At 32.4% G+C, this 26,507-nt stretch carries 18 protein-coding genes; 5 read left to right on the top strand and 13 right to left on the bottom strand.

Annotated features, from left to right (window positions below; translation table 11 throughout):
• Positions 1-20: 20 nt before the first annotated feature.
• Both AAFP94_RS11180 and AAFP94_RS11175 read right to left on the bottom strand, forming a co-directional pair.
• Positions 21-2,333 carry an inorganic phosphate transporter gene (locus tag AAFP94_RS11180; protein ID WP_316662817.1) on the bottom strand — a complete coding sequence of 771 codons (2,313 nt, stop codon included), beginning with the start codon at positions 2,331-2,333 and terminating at the stop codon, positions 21-23.
• Positions 2,334-2,402: 69 nt separating this feature from the next.
• Complete coding sequence (locus AAFP94_RS11175; RefSeq protein WP_316662816.1) at positions 2,403-3,629, bottom strand: porin; 1,227 nt, start codon at positions 3,627-3,629, stop codon at positions 2,403-2,405.
• Between the two features lie 378 nt (positions 3,630-4,007).
• On the opposite strand from AAFP94_RS11175, the gene AAFP94_RS11170 reads away from it, so the two are divergent.
• Entirely contained in the window at positions 4,008-4,331 is a 324-nt protein-coding gene (locus tag AAFP94_RS11170) for a toxin-antitoxin system YwqK family antitoxin (protein ID WP_316662815.1), read from the top strand.
• Positions 4,332-4,407: 76 nt separating this feature from the next.
• Here AAFP94_RS11170 and AAFP94_RS11165 read toward each other — a convergent pair whose 3' ends face one another.
• The 3 genes from AAFP94_RS11165 to AAFP94_RS11155 form a co-directional block, all read right to left on the bottom strand.
• Entirely contained in the window at positions 4,408-5,601 is a 1,194-nt protein-coding gene (locus tag AAFP94_RS11165) for a multidrug transporter (RefSeq protein ID WP_316662814.1), read from the bottom strand.
• 36 nt (positions 5,602-5,637) lie between these two features.
• Positions 5,638-8,478, bottom strand: a complete 2,841-nt coding sequence (locus tag AAFP94_RS11160; RefSeq protein ID WP_316662813.1) for a TonB-dependent receptor — start codon at positions 8,476-8,478, stop codon at positions 5,638-5,640.
• A gap of 235 nt (positions 8,479-8,713) precedes the next feature.
• A complete protein-coding gene (locus AAFP94_RS11155) occupies positions 8,714-9,106 on the bottom strand; it encodes a carboxypeptidase-like regulatory domain-containing protein (RefSeq protein WP_316662812.1) in 393 nt (130 codons plus the stop codon).
• Between the two features lie 158 nt (positions 9,107-9,264).
• Here AAFP94_RS11155 and AAFP94_RS11150 point away from each other — a divergent pair, with 158 nt between their 5' ends.
• Both AAFP94_RS11150 and AAFP94_RS11145 read left to right on the top strand, forming a co-directional pair.
• Entirely contained in the window at positions 9,265-10,608 is a 1,344-nt protein-coding gene (locus AAFP94_RS11150) for a deoxyguanosinetriphosphate triphosphohydrolase (protein WP_316662811.1), read from the top strand.
• Between the two features lie 92 nt (positions 10,609-10,700).
• Positions 10,701-10,829, top strand: a complete 129-nt coding sequence (locus AAFP94_RS11145; protein WP_316662810.1) for a hypothetical protein — start codon at positions 10,701-10,703, stop codon at positions 10,827-10,829.
• On the opposite strand, the gene dxs is transcribed toward AAFP94_RS11145, so the two are convergent.
• Positions 10,826-12,583, bottom strand: coding sequence for a 1-deoxy-D-xylulose-5-phosphate synthase (gene dxs, locus AAFP94_RS11140; protein WP_316662809.1), 1,758 nt, complete (start codon positions 12,581-12,583; stop codon positions 10,826-10,828). The genes AAFP94_RS11145 and dxs overlap by 4 nt on opposite strands.
• A gap of 39 nt (positions 12,584-12,622) precedes the next feature.
• Here dxs and AAFP94_RS11135 point away from each other — a divergent pair, with 39 nt between their 5' ends.
• Positions 12,623-13,072 carry a nucleoside deaminase gene (locus AAFP94_RS11135; protein WP_316662808.1) on the top strand — a complete coding sequence of 150 codons (450 nt, stop codon included), beginning with the start codon at positions 12,623-12,625 and terminating at the stop codon, positions 13,070-13,072.
• Here the strand turns inward: AAFP94_RS11135 and AAFP94_RS11130 are convergent, their stop codons facing one another.
• From AAFP94_RS11130 to aspS, 3 genes are read right to left on the bottom strand one after another with little or no spacing between them, the layout of a single operon-like run.
• The gene (locus AAFP94_RS11130) at positions 13,073-13,303 is read right to left on the bottom strand and encodes a hypothetical protein (protein ID WP_316662807.1); all 231 of its coding nucleotides are present in this window, start codon (positions 13,301-13,303) and stop codon (positions 13,073-13,075) included. It abuts the gene before it with no gap.
• A gap of 1 nt (position 13,304) precedes the next feature.
• Positions 13,305-15,080, bottom strand: a complete 1,776-nt coding sequence (locus AAFP94_RS11125) for a chloride channel protein (protein ID WP_316662806.1) — start codon at positions 15,078-15,080, stop codon at positions 13,305-13,307.
• Between the two features lie 44 nt (positions 15,081-15,124).
• Positions 15,125-16,879, bottom strand: a complete 1,755-nt coding sequence (aspS, locus tag AAFP94_RS11120) for an aspartate--tRNA ligase (RefSeq protein ID WP_316662805.1) — start codon at positions 16,877-16,879, stop codon at positions 15,125-15,127.
• 202 nt (positions 16,880-17,081) lie between these two features.
• Between aspS and AAFP94_RS11115 the strand changes: the two genes are divergently transcribed.
• Positions 17,082-19,727, top strand: coding sequence for a TonB-dependent receptor (locus tag AAFP94_RS11115; protein WP_316662804.1), 2,646 nt, complete (start codon positions 17,082-17,084; stop codon positions 19,725-19,727).
• 86 nt (positions 19,728-19,813) lie between these two features.
• On the opposite strand, the gene AAFP94_RS11110 is transcribed toward AAFP94_RS11115, so the two are convergent.
• From AAFP94_RS11110 to AAFP94_RS11095, 4 genes are read right to left on the bottom strand one after another with little or no spacing between them, the layout of a single operon-like run.
• Positions 19,814-23,320 (bottom strand): efflux RND transporter permease subunit, encoded by a 3,507-nt coding sequence (locus tag AAFP94_RS11110; RefSeq protein ID WP_316662803.1) that lies wholly within the window; start codon positions 23,318-23,320, stop codon positions 19,814-19,816.
• Between the two features lie 6 nt (positions 23,321-23,326).
• Complete coding sequence (locus AAFP94_RS11105; protein WP_316662802.1) at positions 23,327-24,490, bottom strand: efflux RND transporter periplasmic adaptor subunit; 1,164 nt, start codon at positions 24,488-24,490, stop codon at positions 23,327-23,329.
• Positions 24,491-24,508: 18 nt separating this feature from the next.
• Positions 24,509-25,849, bottom strand: coding sequence for a TolC family protein (locus AAFP94_RS11100; protein ID WP_316662801.1), 1,341 nt, complete (start codon positions 25,847-25,849; stop codon positions 24,509-24,511).
• A gap of 7 nt (positions 25,850-25,856) precedes the next feature.
• A complete protein-coding gene (locus AAFP94_RS11095; protein ID WP_316662800.1) occupies positions 25,857-26,456 on the bottom strand; it encodes a TetR/AcrR family transcriptional regulator in 600 nt (199 codons plus the stop codon).
• Between the last annotated feature and the right edge of the window lie 51 nt (positions 26,457-26,507).

Genomic DNA, 26,507 nt, shown 5'->3' with positions numbered 1-26,507 from the left:
ATAATTATATTTTAATGATTTTATTCTTCTTTTTCTTGAGATTTACCATCGATAATTTCTTCATCATTAACCTGGATAGTAGCAGGTTTTATTGATGAGTCATGGGCTTCATGATACTCTTCAACTAGATTCATAGTAGCATTTAATAAATCCTTGGTCTCTAACAATAAGCTAAAATAAAGCGTAGTGTTTTTTGGGCTTGATTCTTCACTTCTCGTACGTTCTACTTGAGTTTGGATTTTTTCTTTCACCATACTGTAAAGTTCAACCTTTTCATTTAGGATGGCTCCAATTTCTTCAAAAGAACGAGATTTAAAAGCATTCTCTGTATCGGCAAAAAGTATTTCTAATTTATCATCAATGACTTTTAATTCTTTGATTTGATTGAATTTTAGTTTTTTATGATTGTTATTAATATGCTTATGGCTTATTTTAGAAATATACTCTAATGATTGAGCCATATCCTGCAAATAACCTAGAATATTAATATAAAAATTGCTAGCTCCAACACTTGAATCATCTAAATTTTTAATAAAGTAAAAAATGTTATCACGCAACTCATCGATCTCACCAGACAGTTTAAGAACTTGCTTTTTACTCTTTTTAAGCAATGCCAAGTCTTGTTTGGCAAGACCAACAATAGCATTTGAATAAATTCTATTACCGCGTTTTACAACATGTGCAATATTGCTGGCACTTTCCTGAATAACTCCTTGAATAGAACTACTTTCTGCTTTCTTCAAACGATCTTCTTCCTTAATTTCTTCAGATTTTCTTTTATGCGAAATATAATTTCTGACCAATATCAAAATAGCAATAAATAACAAAATCGCAATAGCTGTTGGTCCACCTAAATGAATAAGATATGCCATAATAGCAGAAGCAAGAAATGCACTAAATGCAGTAAAGAACCAACCACCAATAACATTTAATACTCCTGCTACTCTATAGACCGCACTTTCACTTCCCCAAGCTCGATCTGCCAATGATGTACCCATGGCAACCATAAAGGTTACATAGGTGGTAGATAAAGGCAATTTATATGATGTTGCAATCGAGATTAGAACTCCAGCTACCATAAGATTTACTGAAGCCCGAATAGCATCAAAAGCAGGAACTTTAAAATCTTTATTTCTTGCCAACTGAATGACTGGCTTTTCAAATTTTAAATTAATTGACTCTTGAACAGATTTTGGTAAAATTGCACCTACATAAGCATTCGCATTTTTCACACCTCTAACAACAAGTCTTGAAAGTAAATTTGGCTGAAATTTTTCCCTTGTCTCTCCTTGAGTAGATAATCCAATTTCAGTATCCGTAACTGTACGAGCCTTTTTTGAAAACCAAAGAGTTAGTACCATAACACCACCTGCAATAAGTAAAAGCATTGGTTCTGCTGGTACTTTTTTAGCCAAATCAACCATAGCAAAAGAAGAAGCATCTATTCCTGAAGTTATCCAGGCTTCATAGGAGTGGTATGCCGCCATTGGAACACCAATAAAGTTCACTAAATCATTACCTGCAAATGCAAGTGCCAAACCAAATGTTCCTATTGTAATTATAAATGCTAAAATATTTCTTTTTATCACCCTGATGTATAATAAAGAAAATAAAAACCAAAGAATAAAACTGCCAGCAATAACTATTAATTCGTTACCTTCAATAAAACCTTGTAAGTCATTATAATAAGGAGTGCCTTTAAGACCTTTGAAGAAAATAAAGTAGGTTATTGAAGATAAGGCTATGCCTCCAAAAAAAGCTCCAAAATTCTTAATCTTATTTTCAAAATGAAATGAAAATATCAATCTAGATATCCATTGAACTAAAGCTCCGACAGTAAAGGCAATTACCACCGAAAGGAGAATACCCGAAATAATTTGAATGGCTTTGTCAGAATTAATATACTTGGCCAAATCAGAAATTGTCTCGGTGTCAATTGCACTAATTTTGATTAAAGCCATGGCAACAGAAGCACCTAACAATTCGAATACAATTGAGACCGTAGTTGATGTTGGCATTCCTAATGTATTAAAGAAATCGAGTAATAGAATATCTGTAATCATGACGGCCATAAAAATGTACATGATTTCATCAAACATAAATGCACCAGGATTAAAGATACCTTTACGGGCAACCTCCATCATCCCACTTGAAGATATAGCCCCAATGAAAATGCCTAAACTGGCAACAATCATAATAGTTCTAAAGGAAATTACTTTAGAACCAATTGCTGAATTTAAAAAATTTACCGCATCATTGCTTACCCCAACAACCAAATCGGCAATGGCCAAACCAGCCAAAGCAATAATCATTAATAAATATATATTTTCCATAATTTAATTAGAAATAGTTTGCAAATATCTTAAGTCTTTTTGAATAAAATGTTACTAAAAGGTTATATTTTAAAAATGTATGTCGAACTGTAACCTATACATTAAAAAGTTGTTTTCTGTATCAACATCCAAATAGCTAATATCTGTTTGAACTTTTAGACTATGTCCCACAATATATTTGGACAACCCCAACGTATATTGGTTTTCTGGATTTTTTCCAGTAATATTTTTATCTAACTTTATATTAGAGTATCGACCAGAAATCTCCCAATTGTTTTTAAATAAGTAACCTGTTTGAAGGTTTAAACCCGTACCAACTTGAACTATATCACCCGTTTCTGTTCCATCAGAGTTTTTTGCTATAGGGTCTGAAGCATCTCGATCTGCATATTCTGCCATCAAACTATATCCTTTGTATTTAAACATCGCATCAATAAAAAGTGTGTTAGTATTAGTTTCAAAAAAGCGTCCACTAACACCTTCATCTTCAGTATCATCAATAAACATATAGCTTCCTAAATTACTTCTTGTTTTTACCGCATTATTGTTATGGTCAAATGTAAATCCAATTGATAGTTTTGGAGTTTGTTCTCTTTTTAAGTCTGAACCAAAATAGTCCCCTTTACCTTCAAATTTACCGAATGGTAAAAATTCAATTCTACCAGTATATTGATGACCACCTAAATTTCCTGATGTTACGTTACGTCCCTCACCTTGAGAAAGCGCAAAAATTTCTCTCATTAAAAATTTTTCAGATAAGTAAGTATGGTGTCTTAATTGAATACCAATATCCCGATCAATATTAAACCTGCTATTTAAAAGAGATCTATCAACCTGTTGCATGTTTGCCGAAGATATGACCCTTTCTCTATTTCCAGGTAGTTTTGTTTGACCAAACCACAATTCAAAATTTTCATAGAAATTCCATTTCATAACGGCATCAAGGATATACCTTGGAGCATTACTTGTAAATTCTGATGCTCCTGAAATATCTCTATTGGATAACCCTAATTCAATTTTATACTTTAGTTTAGGACTAAATGCATAACCATCAAATTTTAAACGAGATCTCCTAATTAATATATTTGTTTCAGGATTAATTAATTTACCATCTTCATTTTCCCAAAGTGCTAGACTTGAAATTTGAACTCTTGCACCAATTTTCATAGTCCAAGAACTATCTTGCCCTACAAGATTAAATAATCCTTTACCAAATTTTGGAGATTTGATTTCTTGAGCATTAAGGTTAAAAAGAAATAAGATTAATATTGCTGTGAGTGAAGCTTTAGATGTCATTTATAAGTATTAGTTTTTGTCGCTGCAAAGAACTAAAACTAGTGTTAATTGAATGTTTCCAAAACATTAAATTTAAATCATAAAAAAACTGCCTTGGCCAAAGGCAGTCATTTAGAAATCATGATAATATAGTCGACAAAAACTAATAGATTATATGAAATACTAATATTTGTCTTAAGACAAGAACAAAAATCATGATTTGGAATGACATAAATGTAAACCAATCATTAACTAATTATTAAACTTTACTATTTGTGTTTTATAATGAAATAGCTTGAAATCAATGTGATACATGCACAATGTTAATTTAATGTTATGTAAATATTGATTTAATGTTAATTAATATTTACATTTGTATTTAAATATAAACCCATAATTATGAAGAACATTTGTTTTGTTTTTGTCTTTTTAATTACTGTGGCTTCTTTTGCTCAACAAAAGAGAGATTTAAAACTTAATGAAGACACTAATCTTATTGAGGTAGTTTATTATCATGACAATGGAGAAGTAAGTCAAACAGGGACTTACACTTTAGATGGTAAGTTGCAAGGTGAATGGTTAAGTTTTGACACAGAAGGCAAAAAAATTGTTTCTGCAAATTACGATAATGGGAAGAAAGTCGGCAAATGGTTTTATTGGAATAATGATGAAACCGTTAAAATAGTAGATTATAATGAAAATAAGATTGCAAGTGTTGAATAAGCCTTGTTTAACAATCTTTAATAAAAAAAAGCATCCTTTTTTAAGGATGCTTTTTTAAGGATCATAAGTTATAGATTTATTCAATGGTCCATCCAGCTCCCCAAGAAGCATAGTCAGTACCTGTACCATTTCCGTCACCAGAAATAAAATCTGCTTCAGTAAAAGTTTCTCCAGTATCGTTTTTTAATTTTGTTGTTACATCTGTGAACGTTACATCTGTTACATGTAAATCGCCACTTAATACACCTGCGCCAGTTGGGTTGTCTCCTTGGTCACCATCAAGATCAAAACCTTCCTCAAAGCCTACAATTAGTACATTATTAAAGATTCCTTGTGTTCCAGCTCTTAATCTGATAGCTTCATTTCCTGTAGAAGACCCTAAACCAACAATATGAAGATTAGTTACTATAGGTTTAGAAAAATATCCACCTTCGTTACTAAAATCTGTATTGTAACCATCGGCCTCAATACCTTTATCGTGATCCTCACCATGTTTTACATAAGCATCAGTAATGGTTCCTGTAAATCCTTCAGTCCAATCAATAGAATCATCTTGATTGTTAATTGCTACTAAATGATCAACATTTACGGTTCCGCCAAAAAACTCGAAGCCATCATCTTTTCCTTCAAAAGATTCTACATGAGAAACAAAAGTTCCGTTACCAACGCCGTAAAAAGATAAACCATTGTTTTCAGATTGTCCATCTGCAGCGCCACCAGAATATTCAACTCTTAAATAGCTTATTGAACCTGAATCATCTGCCGAGTCTGTACCACCGTAAGGTAAACTAGCAATTTCAGAAGTTGAGGTTGCGCTACCTGAAACCGAGTTAATAGGTGCTTTACCTAGTATTATTAATCCGCCCCAATCTCCAGCAGCAGGTGAAGACGCATCAGAAGTTAAAACGATTGGTTCGTTTGCAGTTCCGTTGGCTATAATTTTTGCGCCCTGCGCTATTGCAATATATACATTTGCTCCAGTAGCTAAACCTTTAATTGTCATACCAGCAGGAATTGTAAGTGTGGTTCCTGAAGCCATAATTAGAGAACCATTAATTTTATAAGTGTTAATTGGATCTAACGTTAAGTTTTCTGTGTAGGTTCCGGATAAGAAAATAGTTTGACCAGTATTTGCGCCACCTCCGGTAGTATTATTATTGACTACACTGTTATCACTGTTATCATTTATAATAATATCAGCAGTATCATCAGTAGTACAAGAGAAAAGCATCGTTGCTATTGCTAATCCTAGAAATAAGTTATTTTTCATCATTTTATTGTTTAATTAATTTTTGCTTTTTGTTTATTAAAATTTATATTTGAGCTGAAGACTTAAGTCCATGCCTCTTTTATAGTTTGATATTCCTTTTCCGTTTGCCGAGTTTACAACAACATCACCTAATGTTGTTTCTCTAACATATTTTATTGTTGGGTTTAGTAAATTTTTTGCACTTAAATTAATTTCAAATCTATTATTGAAATTATTTTTCCAGACGAAATCTAAAGTTGAAACACTTTTTTCAATAACGTTTCCTAGTTGACCAGAACCTAATGCATCAATTCTATCTGAAAAGTATGAATACACGAAGTTGATTACAGGCTTATAATTATTGAATACAGGTGAATAATTAATATCGGCATTTATTAATAAGGGAGAAGCACCTTGTAAATCGTCTTTTCTTCTATTAAAGGATAAGTTGTAAGTTCCATTTATCTCACTGTACAAATCTTGTTCAGTTTTCATATAGGTTGCATTAAAACCTAAAGAAAGTTTTGCATCATCATTCGTTTTAATCAAGGTTTTTCTTATTTCAATTTCTGCACCATAAACTCTGGCTTTATCACCAGTTCTGAAATAACGCTGTGTTCCAGTTGCATCTGCACCAACTACTAAATTGATTGGATTTTTTATTTCTTTTGAGAATGCTGCAATTGAAATTATTTCACTTTTGCTATAGAACCACTCATATTTTAAATCGAAGTTTAAAATTTTAGAATATGATTTATCACTTACATTTAGAAAATCTGGATTTGATGAACCCAATAAATCTGGGTTACCACCAATACGTGTTGCAATATCTTCGTAGACAAATGGAGCTACTTCTTTAAATTCTGGAAGAGACACTGTTTGACTTGCTGTAAAACGTAGATTTTGATCATCGTTTAATGCATATTTTATATTTAGACTTGGTAAGAAAAAATTTTCATAAGAGCGAATGGTTGCTTTACCATTATTTCCAAGGTTAATGACATCATAACTTATTTCTTGATCAACAGATTCTACTCGTATTCCAGGAACAAACAACCATTTTTCACCTGCTTTAATTTCAGCATCAACATAACCGGCATATATGTTTAGTGTTCCGCTGTATGTGTTTTCTGGGAGTCCAGGCCTGTTGGTATTTGATAAATTTGGAATTGTGTTGATAACTTTAATTAAATAAATACCAGTATCATCGTTAGGATTTACTCTTAAATTCTCTAGGTTTATGACATCATTAAAATTGTGTACATCTGTAATAGGATAATCAGAATCAACAATATCGTAACCATATCTTATGTTTTCAAAATCTCTGGTTTTATATTTTCCGTTATAACCAAAATTTAGTTTTACAGATTCAGAAAGATTATAAGCTAAATTCAATCGACTGTTGAATTCTTCATCTTCAATATTTTGAAAATAACGTTGGTTATCAAAAACCACATTACTATAGAATGTTGGATTGGTGTTTGAATCGTTATCTAAAGCGTATTGATAGTTTTCTAAACTAATTCGTTTTCTGTCTGGCTGATCGGCAAAGACAATGTTATACCCTAAACCCCAATCGAAATCAAATTCGCCAGATGTGTGCTTTCCTTCAATTTGATTGACAAACATTCTGGTTTGATCAAATTGAACATTCATTTGATAAAACCCTTCATCAGTATTTAATTGTGCATCTCTATTTCTTCCGCCTCCATCAATGCCGAAATAACCAACAACATCAGATGAATTATTAATAAATAAGCTGTTATACTTTAATTCGTTATTTTCATCTATTCTATAAATGACATTAGCCATAGCTGTAGTTGTAGTAGAATATTCATATTCTTCTGCGGCATCAAAAGCTTTTTTCTCTGTAAGTGTATAATCAACTGCTTCTCCTTTTCTATATTCATAACCATTTTCAAAAGATGCAGTTACAAATAGACTTAAACGAGAACTGTTTTTAAAAACAAAAGATTTACCTGCTGCTGCTCCATAGTTAATATTTAATGGAGTGCCACCATCTACTGGATCAATTCCGTGTGAAAGGATTATTGCAAAGGGATTGTGTTCATATCTTCCATAATACCCAAAATAACCAGTACCTTCACTTCTTACAAAATCTTTGCCTGATGCATTTGTATTATACCCAATACCTGTTGTAGTATCAAAAAAACCATTTCCATTATAATTTTTTGAAGAGATATCTACATTTCCTGCTGAAAAATCACCATAAAATTTTGATGAATATGATTTACTTACTGATACATTTTCTATGATGTCTGAAGAAAATAGGTTTAAATCTATATTTTTCTTATTCACATCATTTGAAGGTAAAGACAACCCGTTTAACATTGTGTTTAAGTATCTGTCGCCTAAACCTCTTACATAAACATTACTAGAACCCTCTTGTTTTGATATACCAGAAATTTTTGATACCGCTTCTGCAGCATCACTAACACCTTTTCTTGAAAGCTCTTCTGCACCAATACTTTGTTTTATTTCAACGGCTTTTTTCTGCTCTAATAAAAGTGCTACTTCGCTTTCTCGTTTTGTTGTTGTGGTAATAACAACCTCATCAAGAGAAGCTGCACTGGCACCCATAGGGACATTAATTTCGGTTATTGTGCCTGCTTCAACATTAGCTTCAATTTCTACTGTTTCATAACCAACAAAACTAAAAATTAGAGTGTATTGACCTACTTCTAAATCATTAAATGCATAAAGACCATCTATATCTGAAGTTGTTCCTGTGGTTGTTCCTTTTATTAAAACATTGGCAAAAGCCAAAGGTTCATCATTGTATTCTTTATCTATTAATTTTCCTACTATTGAACCAGTGTTTTGAGCTTGCAAAACTGTGGTTAAGAATATTGAAAATATTAGTATGTTTTTTTTCATTTCCTTGTTTAAAAACTTGGCACAAAGAAAGACACATACTGTAAACAAGATGTTACCTAAGAATTAAACTACAGTAATGAAAAAGTTATTTAAAGGTTAACAGGTTATAACTAAAAATACAATCTGTAAACATTAATTTAACATGAAATGGTAATCCATTAAAGGTCAAAAGCTACAATAATTTATAAAGAGAACTAAATTGAAAGTTTTAAAAAGCTTAAAAATTGTAGTTGATTTATAGCGAAGCCTTATCCTCAATATTTGCAGTTGCTGTACTACCATTTCCAATTAAAGAAGCAAGGTCGTTAAGGGAAACACTACTAGCAATTAGTGAAGCGTCAACTATAGTTTCTTTATTTGAAACTACTTGAATCTGTATTTCTTTTGTCTCATAACCTACAAAATCGAAAAGCAAAGTATGAATGCCATTTTCGATGTTTTCAAAATAGAAATATCCATTTTCATCCGAAGTAGAGGTTATATATGTGCCTTCAACTGAAATATTAGCAAGTATTAAAGGAGCGTTATCCATTTCGCCATCTAGAACCATGCCTGTTATAGCTCCAGTATTTTGAGCAAAACAAAATCCTGAAAAAAGCATAACTAAAGAAATTAAAAGTGGTTTCATATAACACCTGAAATTATTAAGCAAATAAAGAACATTACTGTTTTTAAAATGTTACCTAATTATTAAGCAACTGTCATTAAAATGTTATCTTAATGTTACCAAATTTCAATTTTATTTTTACTGAATTTGGTTATCTTGCCAAGGCTTAATTTTAAACTATGAATTGGGAACAATTATTATCATTAAAACGTTTTGGTGACACAAATAAAAGACTTCGAAAAGAGCAAGACGAAACACGTTTAGGGTTTGAAGTAGATTATGACCGTATTATTTTTTCATCAGAATTTAGAAGTCTTCAAGATAAAACGCAAGTTGTTCCGCTATCTAAAACAGATTTTGTTCATACTCGCCTTACGCATAGTCTCGAGGTAAGTGTAGTAGGTCGTTCTTTAGGTAGAAAAGTAGGTCAAAAGTTACTACTCAAACACCCACATTTACAAAGTGTTCACGGATATCAAGCTAATGATTTTGGTGCTATTGTAGCAGCTTCATCTTTGGCTCATGATATTGGTAATCCGCCTTTTGGACATTCAGGAGAAAAAGCCATAGGCGAATTTTTTAAGACAGGAAAAGGTAAAGTATTTAAAACTGAACTGACTGAAAAAGAATATCAAGATTTATGCGATTTTGAAGGTAACGCTAACGGATTTAAAATTTTAACACAAAGTAGAGATGGCAGAGAAGGTGGCTTACGCTTGAGTTATGCAACACTTGGAGCCTTTATGAAGTATCCTAAAGAATCATTACCTAAAAAACCTACCAATCATATTACAGATAAAAAATATGGCTTTTTTCAAAGTGACAAAGAAGCATTTTCCGAAGTTGCAAATGAGTTAGGATTAATAAAAAGAGGAAAAAGAGATAACGCAAGTTTTTCGCGACATCCATTAACATTTTTGGTCGAAGCCGCAGACGATATTTGTTATACGATAATTGATTTTGAAGACGGTATAAATTTAGGGTTAATTCAAGAAGAATTTGCTCTTGAATACTTAATCAATTTGGTAAGAGATACCATAAATACTAAAAAGTATCATCAATTAAAGAACACTCAAGACCGAGTAAGTTACTTAAGAGCTTTAGCAATAAATACATTAATTTTTGAAGCCGTAGATATTTTTATAAAAAACGAAGAGGCTATTTTGAAAGGTGAATTTAATACGGCGTTGTTAGACAGAAGTAAATATGAAGCACAAATAAATGATATTATAAAAATGAGTGTTGAAAATATTTATGAATCTCAAGAAGTCGTTGATAAAGAAATTGCTGGTTATGAAGTCATAAACAAATTACTTCATGTATACATAACAGCAGTTCAAAATAAGTTTAATGATAATTTATCAAACTATGACAAGCTTATTTTAAAACAGCTTCCAAAAACAATCAATACAGATCATAAAAACCTTTATGACCAACTGCTAAATATTTGTCATTATGTTTCTTTATTATCAGACAGCAAAGCAATAATGAGCTATAGAAAGATAAAAGGGTTTGATTTTTAATTTTAAAGTTTAGCGCATTTTATCGAATAAATTTGTATTTTATCGATAAATTAAATATGTTTACTACGCCTTAAATTATAAATTAACCAAAAATGAAAAAAAACCTACTAGGTGCTATTGTTATTTTTTTTGTGACTTTTGCGTGTCTATTAGCTATAAATGAGGCTAACAATAAGGACACCTCTGAAGCTGAAGTAAATCAATATTATACTCAAAATTAGAGTAGACTAATGATTTGTTTTTTTATACTTTCAGAATTTAATTGAATAGATTTTTGAAGTTGATCTACACTACCATGCTGGATAAAATTATCCGGTATTCCTAAAACTTTTATGGGATTTGTATAACCATTCTCTGATGCAAATTCTAATATCGCACTGCCAAAACCACCTTTAATGACACCATCTTCAATAGTAACAATGTGTTGGTATTTTTGAAAGATTTCATGTAGCAAGAATTCATCCAATGGCTTTAAAAAACGCATATCATAATGTGACACATTGAGTTCTTCAATAGCTTCACTCACATTTTTTGCGATTGAGCCAATACTTAAAACAGCTAGAATATTCCCTTTTTTTATTTGTACACCTTTACCAATTTCAATTTTAGAAAAATGTTGTTTCCAATCAATTGTGACACCTCGACCTCTTGGATAGCGAATGGCAATAGGATTTGTTAATCCTAGTTGAACTGTGTACAAAATATTCCTTAATTCAATTTCATTTCTAGGCGCAAAAATGATGAGGTTAGGAATACATCTTAAGTAGGCCAAATCAAAAACACCATGATGTGTGGCTCCATCTTCGCCAACCAAACCTGCACGATCTAAACAGAAAATTACAGGAAGATTTTGTAAAGCTACATCATGAATGACTTGGTCGTAAGCACGTTGTAAAAATGTAGAGTAAATATTGCAATATGGAATAAGCCCTTGAGACGCCATTCCTGCTGCCAAAGTAACAGCGTGTTGTTCGGCTATACCAACATCAAAGGCACGTTCAGGGATTTCTTCCATCATATATTTTAAGGAACTTCCAGTTGGCATTGCTGGCGTAATTCCAACAATATTTTTGTTTTCTCTTGCAAGTTCTACAATTGTATATCCGAAAACATCTTGATATTTTGGAGGCTCAACGGTTTCAGATTTTACAAAAATTTCACCAGTTTTAGAATCAAATTTTCCAGGAGCATGATATTTAACTTGATTTTCTTCGGCTTGTTTTAAGCCTTTGCCTTTAGTGGTAATGACATGCAAAAATTTTGGGCCTTTTACTTTTTTAAGTCTTTTTAATTCTGATATAATAGCTTCAATATCATGTCCATTAATTGGTCCAGAATAATCAAAATTTAGTGCTTCAAAAATATTATCTTGCTTTTGAGTTCCTTTTTTTACATTGGTTAAGTATTGTTTTAAAGCACCAACACTTGGGTCAATACCAATAGCATTATCGTTTAGGATAACTAGCAAGTTTACATTGGTAACACCAGCATGATTGAGCCCTTCAAATGCCATTCCGCTTGCGATACTTGCATCACCAATTACTGCTATATGATTTTTGCTAAAATCACCTTTTAATTGCGAAGCAATGGCCATACCTAATGCTGCTGAAATAGATGTAGAAGCATGACCAACACCAAAAGTATCATATTCACTTTCATCTCTTTTTGGAAAACCACTTATACCACCAAGTTGTCTGTTAGTATGAAAAATCTCCTTTCTACCGGTTAATATTTTATGTCCATAGGCTTGATGCCCAACGTCCCAAATCAGCAAATCTTCAGGCGTATTAAAAACATAATGCAAAGCAATAGTCAATTCTATTACACCTAAACTAGCTCCTAAATGACCTTCTTTTGTTGCAACAATATTGATAATAAAATTGCGTAATTCTCGAGCAAATTGAGGTAATTCCTTTGGATTTAAAAGACGGAGGTCTTTAGGCGAATTAATATGTTCTAACAGATTATTTTGCACAAAGCAAAAGTACGAGAATGAATTTGTATTTTAGCAATTATGGTAAATCCTTTTGACGATACATATTTTATGAAGAAAGCTATTCAGGAAGCTGAATTGGCTTATGAAAAAGGAGAGATTCCCATTGGAGCAGTTATTGTTATCGACAATAGAATTATTGCTAGAGCGCATAATTTAACCGAAACATTAAACGATGTTACGGCACATGCAGAAATGCAGGCAATCACTGCAGCAGCTAATTTTTTAGGAGGAAAATATCTTATAAATTGTACACTTTATGTGACTATCGAACCATGCCAAATGTGTGCTGGAGCCTTGTACTGGAGCCAAATAAGTAATATAGTGTATGGCGCAAGAGATTTGAATAGAGGATGTATAAATATGAAAACTAAATTACATCCAAAAACTCAAATAAAAGGAGGCCTTTTAGAAGAAGAAACTGCAAATCTTTTGAAACGATTTTTTATTGAACGCCGAAATTTGAATTAATTAGTTTTTGTCTTTAAACTCGCGCATCTTATCTAGGTTTTCTTTCGTTATCATATAATCTTTCAGGTCTTTGTTTTTCCATCTATAATATGAAAACAAAGGAAATACAATTACAAACAAACCAACAACACCAAAACCAATAAGTTTTTCAGAATATTTTACGTCCAGAAAATAGCCTGCTAGAATACTGCCTAAAGTTATAATTAGAAAAAACGCGATAATATATTTCATTTTATTTTGTAAAATTAATAAGCTCTCTTCTATAAGCTGTAAGAAGTTTAGATTTTGATACAAACCCATAATATTTCTCATTTTTAATAACAGGAAGGTTCCATGCACCAGAACTTTGAAACTTACGCATTACTACTTTCATCGAGTCTTTTTCAAATTGAATAAAATCTGGAGGACTTTGCATAAAGGTTTCTACAGTTGTTGATTCATAAAGAGATTGATCAAACATGATATCTCTAATATGATCTAACAAAATTATACCAACAAGTTGTTTGTTTTCATTGATAACAGGAAATAAATTTCGGCTGGATTTTGCAACTCCTTTATGTAACATTTCACCTAAAGTCATTTCTGGATGTAATGCCACAAAATTCTTCTCAACTACACTATCTAATGTCATTAAAGTTAAAACACTTTGATCTTTATCGTGAGTTAAAAGTGCTCCTTTTTCTGCTAATTCTTTAGTGTATATAGTATGTTCAATAACATTTTTAGTAATAATAAAAGACATCGAAACTGTAATCATTAAAGGAACAAAAAGCTCATATCCACCAGTAATTTCAGCAATTAAAAAGATCGCGGTTAATGGCGCATGAAGAACTCCAGCTATAAGACCTGCCATACCAATTAGTGTAAAATTTGCTTCAGAGACATGGAAATTTAAACCTATATTGTTGATGACTTTTGCAACTACATTTCCTAATGCACTACCCATAACTAAAGTAGGTATTATGATTCCACCAGCGCCACCAGCTGCAAAAGTTGTAGTCATTGCGATAGCTTTAAAAATTGTAATACCAATTAGTAATGCAATTACCACCCAAATATTATCTAAATGTGAATCAAAAGGTGTTTTACCTAAAGCATGTATATAGTTATTATGCAATAAATCATTTATAAAACCAAATCCTTCACCATAAAGTGGTGGAATAAAATATAACATAACGCCAATAGTCAAACCACCAACAATAAGACGTTGTTTGCTTGTTTTAAATCGATTGAAAAAAGAATAAACTAAAAAATATATTTTATAAAAATAAATGGAACCAATTCCAGTACCAACCCCTAGAGCTATATAAAACAATGTATCTTTTAGAACAAATTTATCTGAAACATCAAAACTAAAAAGTACACCATCTCCAACAAAAAAATAAGAAGTTAAAACTGACGAAACGGAAGCCAATAGCAAAGGTAGAAGTGATGCAAAAGTAAGATCTAAACTAAAGACTTCTATGGCAAAAATAATGGCTGCAATGGGTGATTGAAAAATCGAAGCAATTGCACCTGCCGCTGCACAACTTATTAATAACGTTCTTGTTTTTCTGTCAATATGAAATAATTGCCCGATGTTAGAACTTACCGCGGAAGCTGAAGCTATAGCAGGGCCTAACAATCCAACTGAACCACCAAAACCAGCTGTAATAGGCGCAGTAATTAATGGGAGATAAATTTTGTTACGTTTAAGTAAACCATCTTTTTTTGAAAGAGAAAATAATATGCTCGGAATCGCATGCTCTATACGTTGTTTAGAAATATGCTTGACAAAAAGATAAACCAGCCATAAGCCAATTATTGGAAAAATAAAATAAAAACTATTATTAGAAAAAGTTATAGTTTCCAAAAACCATTCAATTCCAAAGGTGATGTTTTTAATGATAACAGAAATTAAACCAGCGAGTAATCCGATTATTATACTTAATAAAAAAACAAAGTTCTTTTGCGAGATGTGTTTATATCTCCAAATTAAAAATCTTTTTAATAATGTTTGGTTTGGCATATACTAAAACTACTAAAAAATCCTGCCATGGCAGGATTTAATATTTATGATTTTAAATTAAGTTTTAGATTCAATTCTTTAAGTTGTTCATCATCGATTGGAGCAGGAGCATCTATCATCACATCGCGCCCTGAATTGTTTTTTGGAAAAGCTATAAAATCACGTATGGTTTCTTGACCACCTAGTATGGCTACCAATCTATCCAACCCAAATGCCAAACCACCGTGTGGTGGCGCGCCATATTCAAAAGCATTCATTAAAAAACCGAATTGTGCTTTTGACTCTTCTTCAGTAAATCCGAGATAATCAAACATTAATGCCTGAGTCTTTTTATCATGAATTCTTATAGATCCACCACCAATTTCATTTCCGTTTAACACCAAATCATAAGCATTTGCTTTTACTTCTCCAGGATTAGTTTTTAACAATTCTAATTGTCCAGGTTTTGGTGAAGTAAACGGATGATGCATCGCATGGTATCGTTCTGTTTCTTCGTCCCATTCTAGTAAAGGGAAATCCATAACCCACAGAGGTGCAAATTCTTTAGGATTTCTTAAACCTAAACGTTCAGCTAACACCATACGTAAAGCACTTAATTGTGCACGCACCTTATTTGTTTCTCCAGACAAAACACAAATTAAATCTCCAGATTGAGCTTGAGTAATTTCAGCCCATTTTGCTAAATCTGTTTGGTCATAAAATTTGTCGACAGAAGATTTATACGTGCCATCTTCATTACATCTGCAATACACCATTCCTAAAGCACCAATCTGTGGGCGTTTTACCCAATCGATCAAATTATCAATTTCTTTTCTAGTATAGCTATTTGCACCAGGAACTGCAATACCGACAACCAATTCGGCATTGTTAAATACACCAAAATCTTTATGTTGTGTTACTTGATTCAGTTCACCAAATTGCATTCCGAACCTAATATCTGGTTTATCATTTCCATACAAACGCAAAGCATCATCATATAACATTCTTGGGAATTGTGCTACCTCAATACCATTAATTTCTTTCAATAAATGACGCGTTAATCCTTCAAAAGCATTTAGGATGTCTTCCTGTTCGACAAAAGCCATTTCACAGTCTATTTGCGTGAACTCTGGTTGTCTGTCGGCGCGTAAATCTTCATCTCTAAAGCATTTTACAATCTGGAAGTACTTATCCATGCCACCAACCATAAGTAATTGCTTAAAGGTTTGTGGAGATTGTGGTAGCGCATAAAATTGACCTTCATTCATTCTACTTGGCACTACAAAATCGCGTGCACCTTCCGGAGTAGATTTAATGAGATATGGCGTTTCTACTTCAATAAATCCTTCTTTAGATAAATAATTTCTAACTTCTTGAGTTACTTTATGCCTGAAAATTAGGCTGTTTTTTACTGGATTACGGCGAATATCTAAGTAACGATATTTCATTCGTAATTCTTCACCTCCATCTGTTTCATCTTCAATTGTAAAAGGTGGCAATAAAGCCGCATTTAAAATAGTTAATTCTGAAACTAATATTTCTATATCTCCAGTTAGAATATTAGGGTTTTTTGAAGCTCTTTCAATAACCTTTCCTTGAACTTGAATCACATATTCACGACCTAGTTTTTGAGCTTTTTCGAATATTGCTTTAGGTGTTCTTTCTGCATCAAAAATAAGTTGAGTTATGCCATATCTGTCTCGTAAATCTACCCAAACCATAAACCCTTTATCTCGAACTTTTTGGACCCAACCAGATAATTTGACTTCTGTATTAATATCCGATGCTCTTAATTCACCACAGTTATGACTTCTATACATAGTTAAAAATTGATGTGCAAATTTAGTAAGATATGATGTTATATTTTAAAGAATTAGGGTCTTATTTTCAAAATATTAAATATCTAAAAATCGTGATTAAATGTTGTAAATTCAATAAAATCAGACTATGTTTTTTAACAAAAAATTGGTTAATAGTTATTTTTTTCGCAAATTACACAATATTAACTAATCCAATTTAACTATGAAGAAATTATTACTTTCCAAATTTTTCATGCTTTTTTTAATGTTAAGTTCCGCAGTAGTTGTTGCTCAAGAAACAATTACCGGAACAATTACTGAAGCAAGCACAGGAAACCCTCTACCTGGAGCAAACATTATTATTAAGGGGACAACAACTGGAACTACTTCCGATTTTGACGGAAATTTTTCTTTAAATGTAGATGGTTTTCCAGTTACAGTTGTCGTGTCTTCTGTAGGTTTTGATACTGCAGAAACAGAGGTAACATCCTCGCAAAGTGTTTCAATTGCATTGCAAGACGGCGTGGCACTTGAAGAAGTTATTTTATTAGGTAATAGGTCAAAACCAAGAACTATTTTAGATTCTCCAGTTCCAATAGATAATATTGGAATTGAAGAATTAACCGGTGGAGGTCAATCTACAATTGAAGCAATGTTGACCTACAAAGTGCCTTCCTTTAACGCACAAAACCAAGCTATTTCTGATGCAACGGCTCATTATGATCCTGCAGATTTAAGAGGATTAGGACCTAGTAGAACTCTGGTATTGGTTAATGGTAAAAGAAAAAATCAAAGTGCACAAGTGTACTTAAACAGAACGCCGGGGAAAGGTGAAGTTGGAATCGATCTAAAAAGTATTCCTATTGCAGCAATAGAGCGTGTAGAGATATTAAGAGATGGTGCTTCTGCACAATATGGTTCAGATGCGATAGCTGGTGTTATGAATATGGTACTAAAAAAAGATGCACAATTTTCAACATTTTCTGCAAGAACCGGTATAACATCTGAAGGAGACGGATTTAATTTTGCTACAGATTTTAATACTACTTTACCTTTTGGTAATGGTGGTACAATTAACTTTACTTTAGGGTATTATAACCAAGAACTTACAAATAGGGCTGGTACACCAGGTGTTGCTGATTTACCAGCTGATGCAAGACCAAATGAAATTGCATGGGCTCAAAACAATCCTGATTTAGGGATGCATGTTGGCCAACCTGATTTAGAAAAAGGAGATGTTTTTGTGAACATTTCACATCCTATTGGTGAGAATTCTGAATTTTATACTTTTCATGGTTATACATTAAGAACAGGGCGAAGTTTTGCATACTATAGAGCTCCATATTGGAGACGAGATGTTGCAGACGCTAACTTTATTACACCTTCAGAAAATTTTCAGGGGTATCAACCAACATTTGAAACAAGAATTAAAGATCATCTTGATGTAATAGGTTTAAATATGGATCTTGGAGGTCATTGGAATGCCGATGCTAGTCTTACTTATGGGAAAAATATTGTAAGCTATACTGTAAATAATTCTGTTAATAGAGATTATTTAGCGGAGCATGGAACTTCACCAAGAACTTTTAATCCAGGTGGTTATAGTTTAGCCAATGTTATTGGAAATTTAGACTTCTCCAAAGTTTTTTCTGATATGATAAGTTTCTCTGGAGGATTTGAGTATAAAAAAGAATATTTTGATGCTAATGAAGGAGATCCTCTGTCTTATTATGGTGCTGGTTCTGATTCGTTTGCAGGAATTAAGCCCGAAGAATCTGGCGAGTGGAACAGAAACAACTTCGCGGCTTATGCAGGTTTAGATTTTGATATCACAGATGCTTTATTAATAGGAGCAGCATTACGATATGAAGATTTTTCTGATTTTGGTGATAATACTTCTTGGAAGATTAACGGACGTTTTAAACTTGGAGATAAAGGAGCAATAAGAGCATCTTACAGTACTGGTTTTAGAGCACCAACACTTCACCAACGTCATTTAACTAATAGCCAATATATCATCGTTGCTAGCTCTCCAGAACCATTATTACAAGGGACATTAGCAAATAATAACCCAGCGGTTGAAGCTTTAGGAGTACCAAATTTGTTTGCTGAAACCTCTAAAAACTTTTCAGCAGGTATAACCTATAAGTTTAGTAACAATTTTACTGCATCTGCTGATTTTTATAATATTAAAGTTGATGATCGAGTTTTATTCTCTTCTCAAATTGGATATAAAGATGGATCGCCTGGGAACCCAACAAATCCAGTTGAAGATATTCTTGATCAGTACGGTGTAACAGCAGTGCAATTCTTTATTAACGCAGGAGACACAAAAACTACTGGAGCAGATATTATTTTGAATTATAGAAACATTGCGATAGGAGCAGAAGGTAGGTTACATTCAAGTTTGGCTGCTAACTTTAATAAAACAGAAATTGATGCAATTACCACTCCGGACCAATTAGCTGCTGAAGGATATAATATTTTTGAGAGAATAGAGAAAGGTTTGATTACAAGCGCAAGACCAAAGTCTAAAATTATTTTTGCTTTAGATTATGAGTGTAATAAATTAGGTATTGGGCTATATAATACACTATTTGGAAAAGTAACTATTACTTCACCTAATGGACCACAGTTTGATCAAGAGTTGTCTTCAAAATTAGCAACAGACATTAGAGTGACTTATGATTTTACTAATAATTTTAGTTTAACAGGCACAATCAATAATTTATTTGATGTATATCCAGATGTAACTAAAGCGTCTACAGGAACTGCACAGGCAGGAAGTAGATTTGTTTATTCTTCTGAAGTTCAGCAATTGGGCCAATTAGGTACTGTGTTTAATTTAGCACTAAACTATAAATTCTAATAAAAGAATTTTAAACAGGGTTATAAATAAAGCCGAAGTAATTGCTTCGGCTTTATATTTTTTTGAAATGAAGATTGACACAAAAACTACACGCTAATTTGTTTTCTAAAGAATATTTTACGTTTTAGTTTATTAACCAAAAAGAATAATATAGGTACAATAATTAAGGTTAGGAAGGTCGCAAACACTAGCCCAAAAATAACAGTCCAAGCCAACGGTCCCCAGAATATGACATTATCTCCACCAAGATAAATATTCGGGTTAAAGTTATTAAACAGTGTAAAGAAATCTATATTAAACCCAATTGCCAATGGGATTAATCCAAAAACAGTAGTTATGGCTGTCAATAATACGGGTCTTAAACGGGCTTTTCCACCTTTTATAATGGCTTCTTTAATATCTTCAACTGGTAATCGTTCAGCGACATTAATTCCTTCCATTGAAGCTCTTTTTCTATCAATTAATAGTTGTGTATAATCGAGTAATACTACACCATTGTTCACCACAATTCCAGCGAGGGAAATAATTCCCATCATAGTCATCATAATAACAAATGACCAACCAGTTGTAACCAACCCTAAAAATACGCCAGCGAAACTTAAAAAGATAGCTCCCATTATTATGGTTGGTTTTGAGATAGAGCCAAATTGAAAAATTAAAATGAGCATAATTAAACCTAAACCAGCCAAAAGCGCCTTATTTAAGAACGCTTGCTCTTTAGCTTGCTCTTCTAGTTGGCCTGTATAATCTATATTAACATTATTAGGAAGCTCTCCATAAGTATCACTATAGGATTCCATTTCTACTTTAATTTGGTCTACAACAACGTTAGCATCAATAAATCCAGGAGCTAATGCTGAATAGACCGTTACAACTCTTTTATAATCTCGATGTTTTATAGAACTAAATGATGAGGTATTTACCTGCTTAGCAACTGCTGATACGGGAACTTCTTTTATTTGCCCTGAAGCTTGATCTCTAAAAATGATGTTCTGATTAAACAAAGCACTTGTGTTATATCTAATATCTTCATTGAATCGCACATTGATATCATAATCTTCTCCATCTTTTTTATAAACACCAGCTTTTGCACCAAAAAGAGAGTTGCGTAATTGTTGACCAATTTGCCCTGCCGAAACACCTAATTCGCCTGCTTTTTCACGATCAATATCAACTCGAGTAACTGGTTTTCCTCTGTTTACATCAATTTTCAATTGATCAATACCAGGCACATTTTTGCTGTCAATAAATTTCTTGATATTTTCTGCTATAGTTATTAATTGGTTATAATCCTGACCTTCAATTTCAATGTTAATTGGATAACCAGCTGGTGGTCCAACGGGATCCTTTTCAACTGAAATGGAAACACCTGGATAAACACCTTTTAGAGCATCTTGAATGTCTTTTCGCAGTTCTTCGCTGTCAATGATGTTATTATTGGCATCTCTACGGAATTTATATTCACGCATGGTAGCGGTGATTTTACTTCTGTTAGGCATTTCAGCTGCAGAACCACCATCTGTAAATGGGTTTCCAGCACCTTCACCAACTTGCGACACTACAGATTCTACCAGGAAATTTCTACTATCATCGTCTGAATCTGTATATTTTTCGCTTCTAATAATGCCATATACTCTGTTTTCAATGTCTTTGGTAATTTCGTTCGTCTTTTCTATAGCTGTACCTTCTGGATATTCTATATACACCATAATTTGCTTTGGCGTATTGTCTGGAAAGAATTCAATTTTAGTACGTTTACTTTCTACAGACAGACCAAATGTAATAAATGAAATAATAAGAATTATAACTGTCCCAGCAATATAAATGTAGGGCATTCTTCCTCTTAATGCAGATCGTAATCGATTTTCGTACCAATTTTCTAAACGTGGTAAAACCTTGTCTTTAAAAGTATGAGTTAATCCTTTAATTACATATTTATAACCCCAAAGAAGTGCTGCAATAAATATGAGTAAGGTACCTATACCACGATATGCGCCTCCAACAAAATAGATAATTAGCCCTAGAAAGACAAAAATTATAGATATTTTTATTAGAGTTTTCATTGGAATGGTGTCTTCTTCAATTTTCATAAATTGTGACACCATTACAGAGTTAATGAAAACAGCAACAAATAAAGAAGACCCTAAAACTATAGACAGTGTAATTGGGAAATAAATCATGAATTCGCCCATCATTCCAGGCCACATGCCCAATGGTATAAAAGCCGCTACAGTTGTTAAGGTTGAAATAATAATTGGCATGGCAATTTCTCCGATTCCTTTTTTTGAAGCTTCAATACGACTCATGCCTTCTTCTTCCATTAAGCGATAGACATTTTCAACAAGTACAATTCCGTTATCTACCAACATACCAAGTCCCATGATTAATCCAAAAAGAATCATAGTATTCATGGTATAGCCTAATATTTGTACAATCATAAAGGCCATAACCATAGACATTGGTATCGCAAACCCAACGAATAGTGCATTTCTAAACCCTAGAAAAAACATCAAAACTGTCGTTACTAGAATTATTCCGAAAATAATACTGTTTACTAAATCTTGTACCTGGTTTAGGGTGATTTCAGACTGGTCATTTGCTGTTGTTATATTAACATCTTTAGGGATAGCATTGGTTTCTTGTAAATTATCAATGATTTTATAAATAGCTTCTGTTGCAGCTACCATGTTTTTGCCAGAACGTTTTTTAACGTCTAACATTACTACATTTTTACCAAAATCTCGAGCAAATGTTGTATGGTCTTCATCAATAAAAGAGACTGTGGCAATATCACGCAAATAGACAGCTCCTTTATCAGATTTTACCACAAAATTTTCTAATTGTTTAGGTTCATCTATTTCACCAATGACACGTACAGTTCTACGTTGTCCGCTTGTAATAAGATTTCCACCACTCAAAGTAACGTTACCATTTTGTATAGCTGAAATAACATCATTAAAACTTACTTTGGCAGCCATCATTTTATATATGTCAACTGCAACTTCAACTTCTTTTTCTTGAGCGCCTCGAATATCAGCTGCCTTAATTTCTTCTAAATCTTCAATATCGTCTTGAAGAATTTCAGCAAATTCTTTGAGTTTATCAACAGGATAATCTCCTGTTAGATTAATATTTAGAATAGGGATTTCTTCAGAGAAGTCAAGATCAAATACGTTAGGCTCTACTTTAGCGCCATTAAATGTTGGCCAATCTTCTGATGCTTTTTCACTATCTACTTCATCTTTTACTCGTTGCTTGGCATCTTCGACTGTAATGTTTTCGTCAAATTCAACCACAATCATTCCGTAATCTTCTTGAGAAGTTGATAATACTTCAGTTATATTACTAATGTTTTTAATTCTATCTTCTAAAGGATCGACAATAAGCTTTTCTATATCTTCGGCAGTATTTCCAGGATATGGAGCACTTACATATATTTTTGTTTCTTTTACTTCAGGAAAACTTTCTCGTGGTAAACTAAAATATGCTGAAATTCCTAAAAACAGGAAAATGGCAATGATCACATAAATAACAGTTTTGTTGTTTATGGCCCAAGATGAAGGCTTAAATTCTTTATATAATTTGTTACTCATTTTTTTTTAGTTTGAAATTTCAACCTCTTGTTGGTCTTGAACACTTCTAGCACCTTCTTTAATTACTTGACTACCATTTTCTAAACCTGATAGGACTTCAATAAAATCACCTTGAGTTTTTCCAGTTGTAATAATCGCTTTCTTTGCTTTACCAACATTGTTTTCGTCAAGGCTATCAACCACAAAAACATATTGTTCACCAGTACTATTCTCTGAAATAATACTTTGTGGAATCATAATTGCTTTAGGATTGGTGTAATCATTAATTTTAAGCTTACTTGTTAAATTAGGTTTAATATCTCCACCTTGGTTTGGCACTCCAACTTCAATTCTAAAGGCACGATTATTAGGATTAATAGAATTACCCACTTGACGAATTGAAGTTTCAATAGTTTTACCTAATACAGGAAAATCTACTTCTACTTTTTTGCCTTTAGTAACATTGGGTAAATGGCTTTCTGGAACCTCTGCTTCTATATACATATTGTCTAGGTTGACAATATGAATAATTTGAGATTGTCCTGGCGCAACGACAGAGCCTTGTTCAGAAATCACATTTTCTATTATACCACTAAATGGAGCTTTTATAAATGTTTTATCTAATTGAGATTGAAGTTGTTTTACAACATCTTGTTGCCCTTTATATGTTGCTTCTGCTTGTAGAAATTGTAATTCTGAACCTATTTTTTGCTCCCATAGTCTTTTTTGACGCTCAAAAGTTGTTCTAGCTAGTTCTTCAGATATTTTTGCTTGAGACAGTTGTTGACTCAATCCGCCGTCATCTATTTTTGCTAATATTTGTCCTTTTATTACACTTTGGCCTTCTTTAACATAGACGTTAGATAATATACCCGCAAATTGGGCATATAGAATGATGTCTTCTTTTGTTTTTACACTGCCTTGAATTTCCAGATAATGATTAAATTCTGATTCTTCAATAGAAAAAGCAGTGACAATTGGCAGATTTTTTTTACCGTTAAGTTTGGATAACTCTGCTTCAATTTTTTCTAAATCATCAGCAATTTCATGTTGTGTTTTTACTAATTCGTTTCGTTTCGCTTCAATGGCTGCTTTATCTTTAGATGCAATAATATCATCTATTGTTTGTGATTTATTTCCACATGAAGCCATTAGTAATGCTATAGTTATAAGTGAAAGTATTTTTTTCATATTTATTTTTTGATTGAATTAATTTATGGTGTTTAAAACTGTTTCTAATTCTGCTTTGCTACTAATGACATTAAACATAGCCTCTAAATATTCTCTTTGAGCAGAATACAATTGTGTTTGTGCTTGTCTTAAATCGAAGCTTGAGCCAATACCTTCAAAAAACTTGGTTTGATTTTTTCTCTCTATGCGTTCGGCAAGATTTAGATTTTGTTTTTTGTTTTGATATTCTTCTATTGCAAATTGATAATCACTTTTAGCTCGAGTGATTTTAAAACTTAATTGTTGCTCAACGAGCTGAAGATCTGTTTCGGCTTTTTCAAGATTAATTTCAGCTCTTTGAGTAGCAGCACTGCGTTCTAATGAACTAAAAATTGGGATATTCATGCTTACCCCAAACAGTGAGGAGCCAAACCAATCTTGGTTCTTGTTCAAAAAGTTAAATTCGTCGTTAAAACCAGAATACCCACCATTTAAAAATGCGTTTAAGGTTGGTAATGCTTTACTTTTTGCCAGCTTAACCAACAACTCTTTAGACTCTAAATCGTTTTCAGCGATTTTATAATCTATTGTGTTTTCAACATTTTCATCTGCATTTAATAATTCTAAATCCATGTTTTGAAGCGTCAATGCTTCTAGATTATCTGTAAGTGTGGTATTGTTGTTTAAATCAAGACCTATTGTAATATTAAACATTTGATATGCAAGAGCCTTTAGACGTTCAGCATTGCTTAAACTACTTTTTAAAAGCGATAATGTAATTTCTAATTGCTCAACACTTTCTTCTTCTGCCATTCCATTTTCGTAAATTCTTGTGGTTTCATCTACGTTTTTTTGAATAACATCAATATTGTTATTTAAGATGGTTATACTTTCTTCAGCAAGCAGAACATTACCGTAGGCATTTATAACAGCATTTCTTACTTCAAGATCTGTCTTTTCTTTTGCGTTTTCAGAAATTTCTAAATACACTTTTGCAGATTGTAAACCAACAAGATAAGAGCCATCAAATATTTTTTGAGTCACAGTAGCAAATGCACCAACATTTTGTTTTGTACCAAAGGTTACTTCTTCAAAATCACCAGGATTTCCTCCAAAAAATTCTGCAGGAATTAGTGAAACCTGCTGTTTTAAAAAATTTTGATAGTCTATTGTAGCGTTTACTTGCGGTAAACCTGAAGCTGTAGTTTCCCATTTTATTTTTTCAGCAGCTTCTATATCTAATGCTGCATTTTTAGCTTGTTTATTATTTTCCAGCGCAAAATCTATCGCCTCCTGCAAAGTTAAACTTTGAGGATTTTCTTGTCCGATCAGGGCTAAAGAAAACAATAGGCTAAAAATTAATATTACTTTACTTTTCATTTGATGACTAATTTGGATTTGTAAATTTTTGCATTATCTCTATCCCTTTAGGTGTACAAATACCTCTTAAATGATACTCCAAATAATTGTCCATTAAAGAGTTCATTGAAAAATTGTTAAGTGGGAATAAGTCTTTGTCTTTTAAAACCATCATACAACTGAAGTATATTTTTGAAATAAACTCAATATTCATATTATCCCGATAAAGACCTGCTTTTATACCTTTGCTTAAGTTTTGAGTTATACAATCTTGCATCACACAATACTGTTTAGACTTTAATGCATCGTGAATTTTTGGGTAGTACTTTTGTAATTGATATTGAGGTGAGGATTTTTCGTCTTTTAAATGAATCATCAAAAATTTTTTAATTTCATAAATTTCCTCAATAGGATTCAAATTATCATTGCAAATACAATCAATACCAAGCGATATAAAATCAAAAACATATAAAGTAGTTGCTTCTACAAGTTTGATTTTGTTATCGAAATATTGATAAATGGTTTTTTTAGACATGCCAATTTTATTAGCTATATCGTCCATTGTAACACTTTTAAACCCATAGGTTAAAAATAAGTCGGCCGCAGTCTTTAAAATTTTTTCTTTCATAATGAGGGCAAATGTACAACAGGAAACTTTAAAAACAAAAATAGTTTCCAA

This window comes from Gilvirhabdus luticola (genome assembly GCF_040117515.1).
GTDB classification, from domain to species: Bacteria; Bacteroidota; Bacteroidia; order Flavobacteriales; family Flavobacteriaceae; genus Gilvirhabdus; species Gilvirhabdus luticola.
Note: the sequence above shows the minus strand (reverse complement) of the source record. Positions and strands in the feature narration are given on the sequence as shown.

What these genes read in the sequence shown, in the direction of transcription:
- AAFP94_RS11180 (WP_316662817.1), bottom strand. Translation starts at nt 2,333, where the DNA reads ATGGAAAATATATATTTATTAATGATTATTGCTTTGGCTGGTTTGGCC.
- AAFP94_RS11175 (WP_316662816.1), bottom strand. Translation starts at nt 3,629, where the DNA reads ATGACATCTAAAGCTTCACTCACAGCAATATTAATCTTATTTCTTTTT.
- AAFP94_RS11170 (WP_316662815.1), top strand. Translation starts at nt 4,008, where the DNA reads ATGAAGAACATTTGTTTTGTTTTTGTCTTTTTAATTACTGTGGCTTCT.
- AAFP94_RS11165 (WP_316662814.1), bottom strand. Translation starts at nt 5,601, where the DNA reads ATGAAAAATAACTTATTTCTAGGATTAGCAATAGCAACGATGCTTTTC.
- AAFP94_RS11160 (WP_316662813.1), bottom strand. Translation starts at nt 8,478, where the DNA reads ATGAAAAAAAACATACTAATATTTTCAATATTCTTAACCACAGTTTTG.
- AAFP94_RS11155 (WP_316662812.1), bottom strand. Translation starts at nt 9,106, where the DNA reads ATGAAACCACTTTTAATTTCTTTAGTTATGCTTTTTTCAGGATTTTGT.
- AAFP94_RS11150 (WP_316662811.1), top strand. Translation starts at nt 9,265, where the DNA reads ATGAATTGGGAACAATTATTATCATTAAAACGTTTTGGTGACACAAAT.
- AAFP94_RS11145 (WP_316662810.1), top strand. Translation starts at nt 10,701, where the DNA reads ATGAAAAAAAACCTACTAGGTGCTATTGTTATTTTTTTTGTGACTTTT.
- AAFP94_RS11135 (WP_316662808.1), top strand. Translation starts at nt 12,623, where the DNA reads ATGGTAAATCCTTTTGACGATACATATTTTATGAAGAAAGCTATTCAG.
- AAFP94_RS11130 (WP_316662807.1), bottom strand. Translation starts at nt 13,303, where the DNA reads ATGAAATATATTATCGCGTTTTTTCTAATTATAACTTTAGGCAGTATT.
- AAFP94_RS11125 (WP_316662806.1), bottom strand. Translation starts at nt 15,080, where the DNA reads ATGCCAAACCAAACATTATTAAAAAGATTTTTAATTTGGAGATATAAA.
- aspS (WP_316662805.1), bottom strand. Translation starts at nt 16,879, where the DNA reads ATGTATAGAAGTCATAACTGTGGTGAATTAAGAGCATCGGATATTAAT.
- AAFP94_RS11115 (WP_316662804.1), top strand. Translation starts at nt 17,082, where the DNA reads ATGAAGAAATTATTACTTTCCAAATTTTTCATGCTTTTTTTAATGTTA.
- AAFP94_RS11110 (WP_316662803.1), bottom strand. Translation starts at nt 23,320, where the DNA reads ATGAGTAACAAATTATATAAAGAATTTAAGCCTTCATCTTGGGCCATA.
- AAFP94_RS11105 (WP_316662802.1), bottom strand. Translation starts at nt 24,490, where the DNA reads ATGAAAAAAATACTTTCACTTATAACTATAGCATTACTAATGGCTTCA.
- AAFP94_RS11100 (WP_316662801.1), bottom strand. Translation starts at nt 25,849, where the DNA reads ATGAAAAGTAAAGTAATATTAATTTTTAGCCTATTGTTTTCTTTAGCC.
- AAFP94_RS11095 (WP_316662800.1), bottom strand. Translation starts at nt 26,456, where the DNA reads ATGAAAGAAAAAATTTTAAAGACTGCGGCCGACTTATTTTTAACCTAT.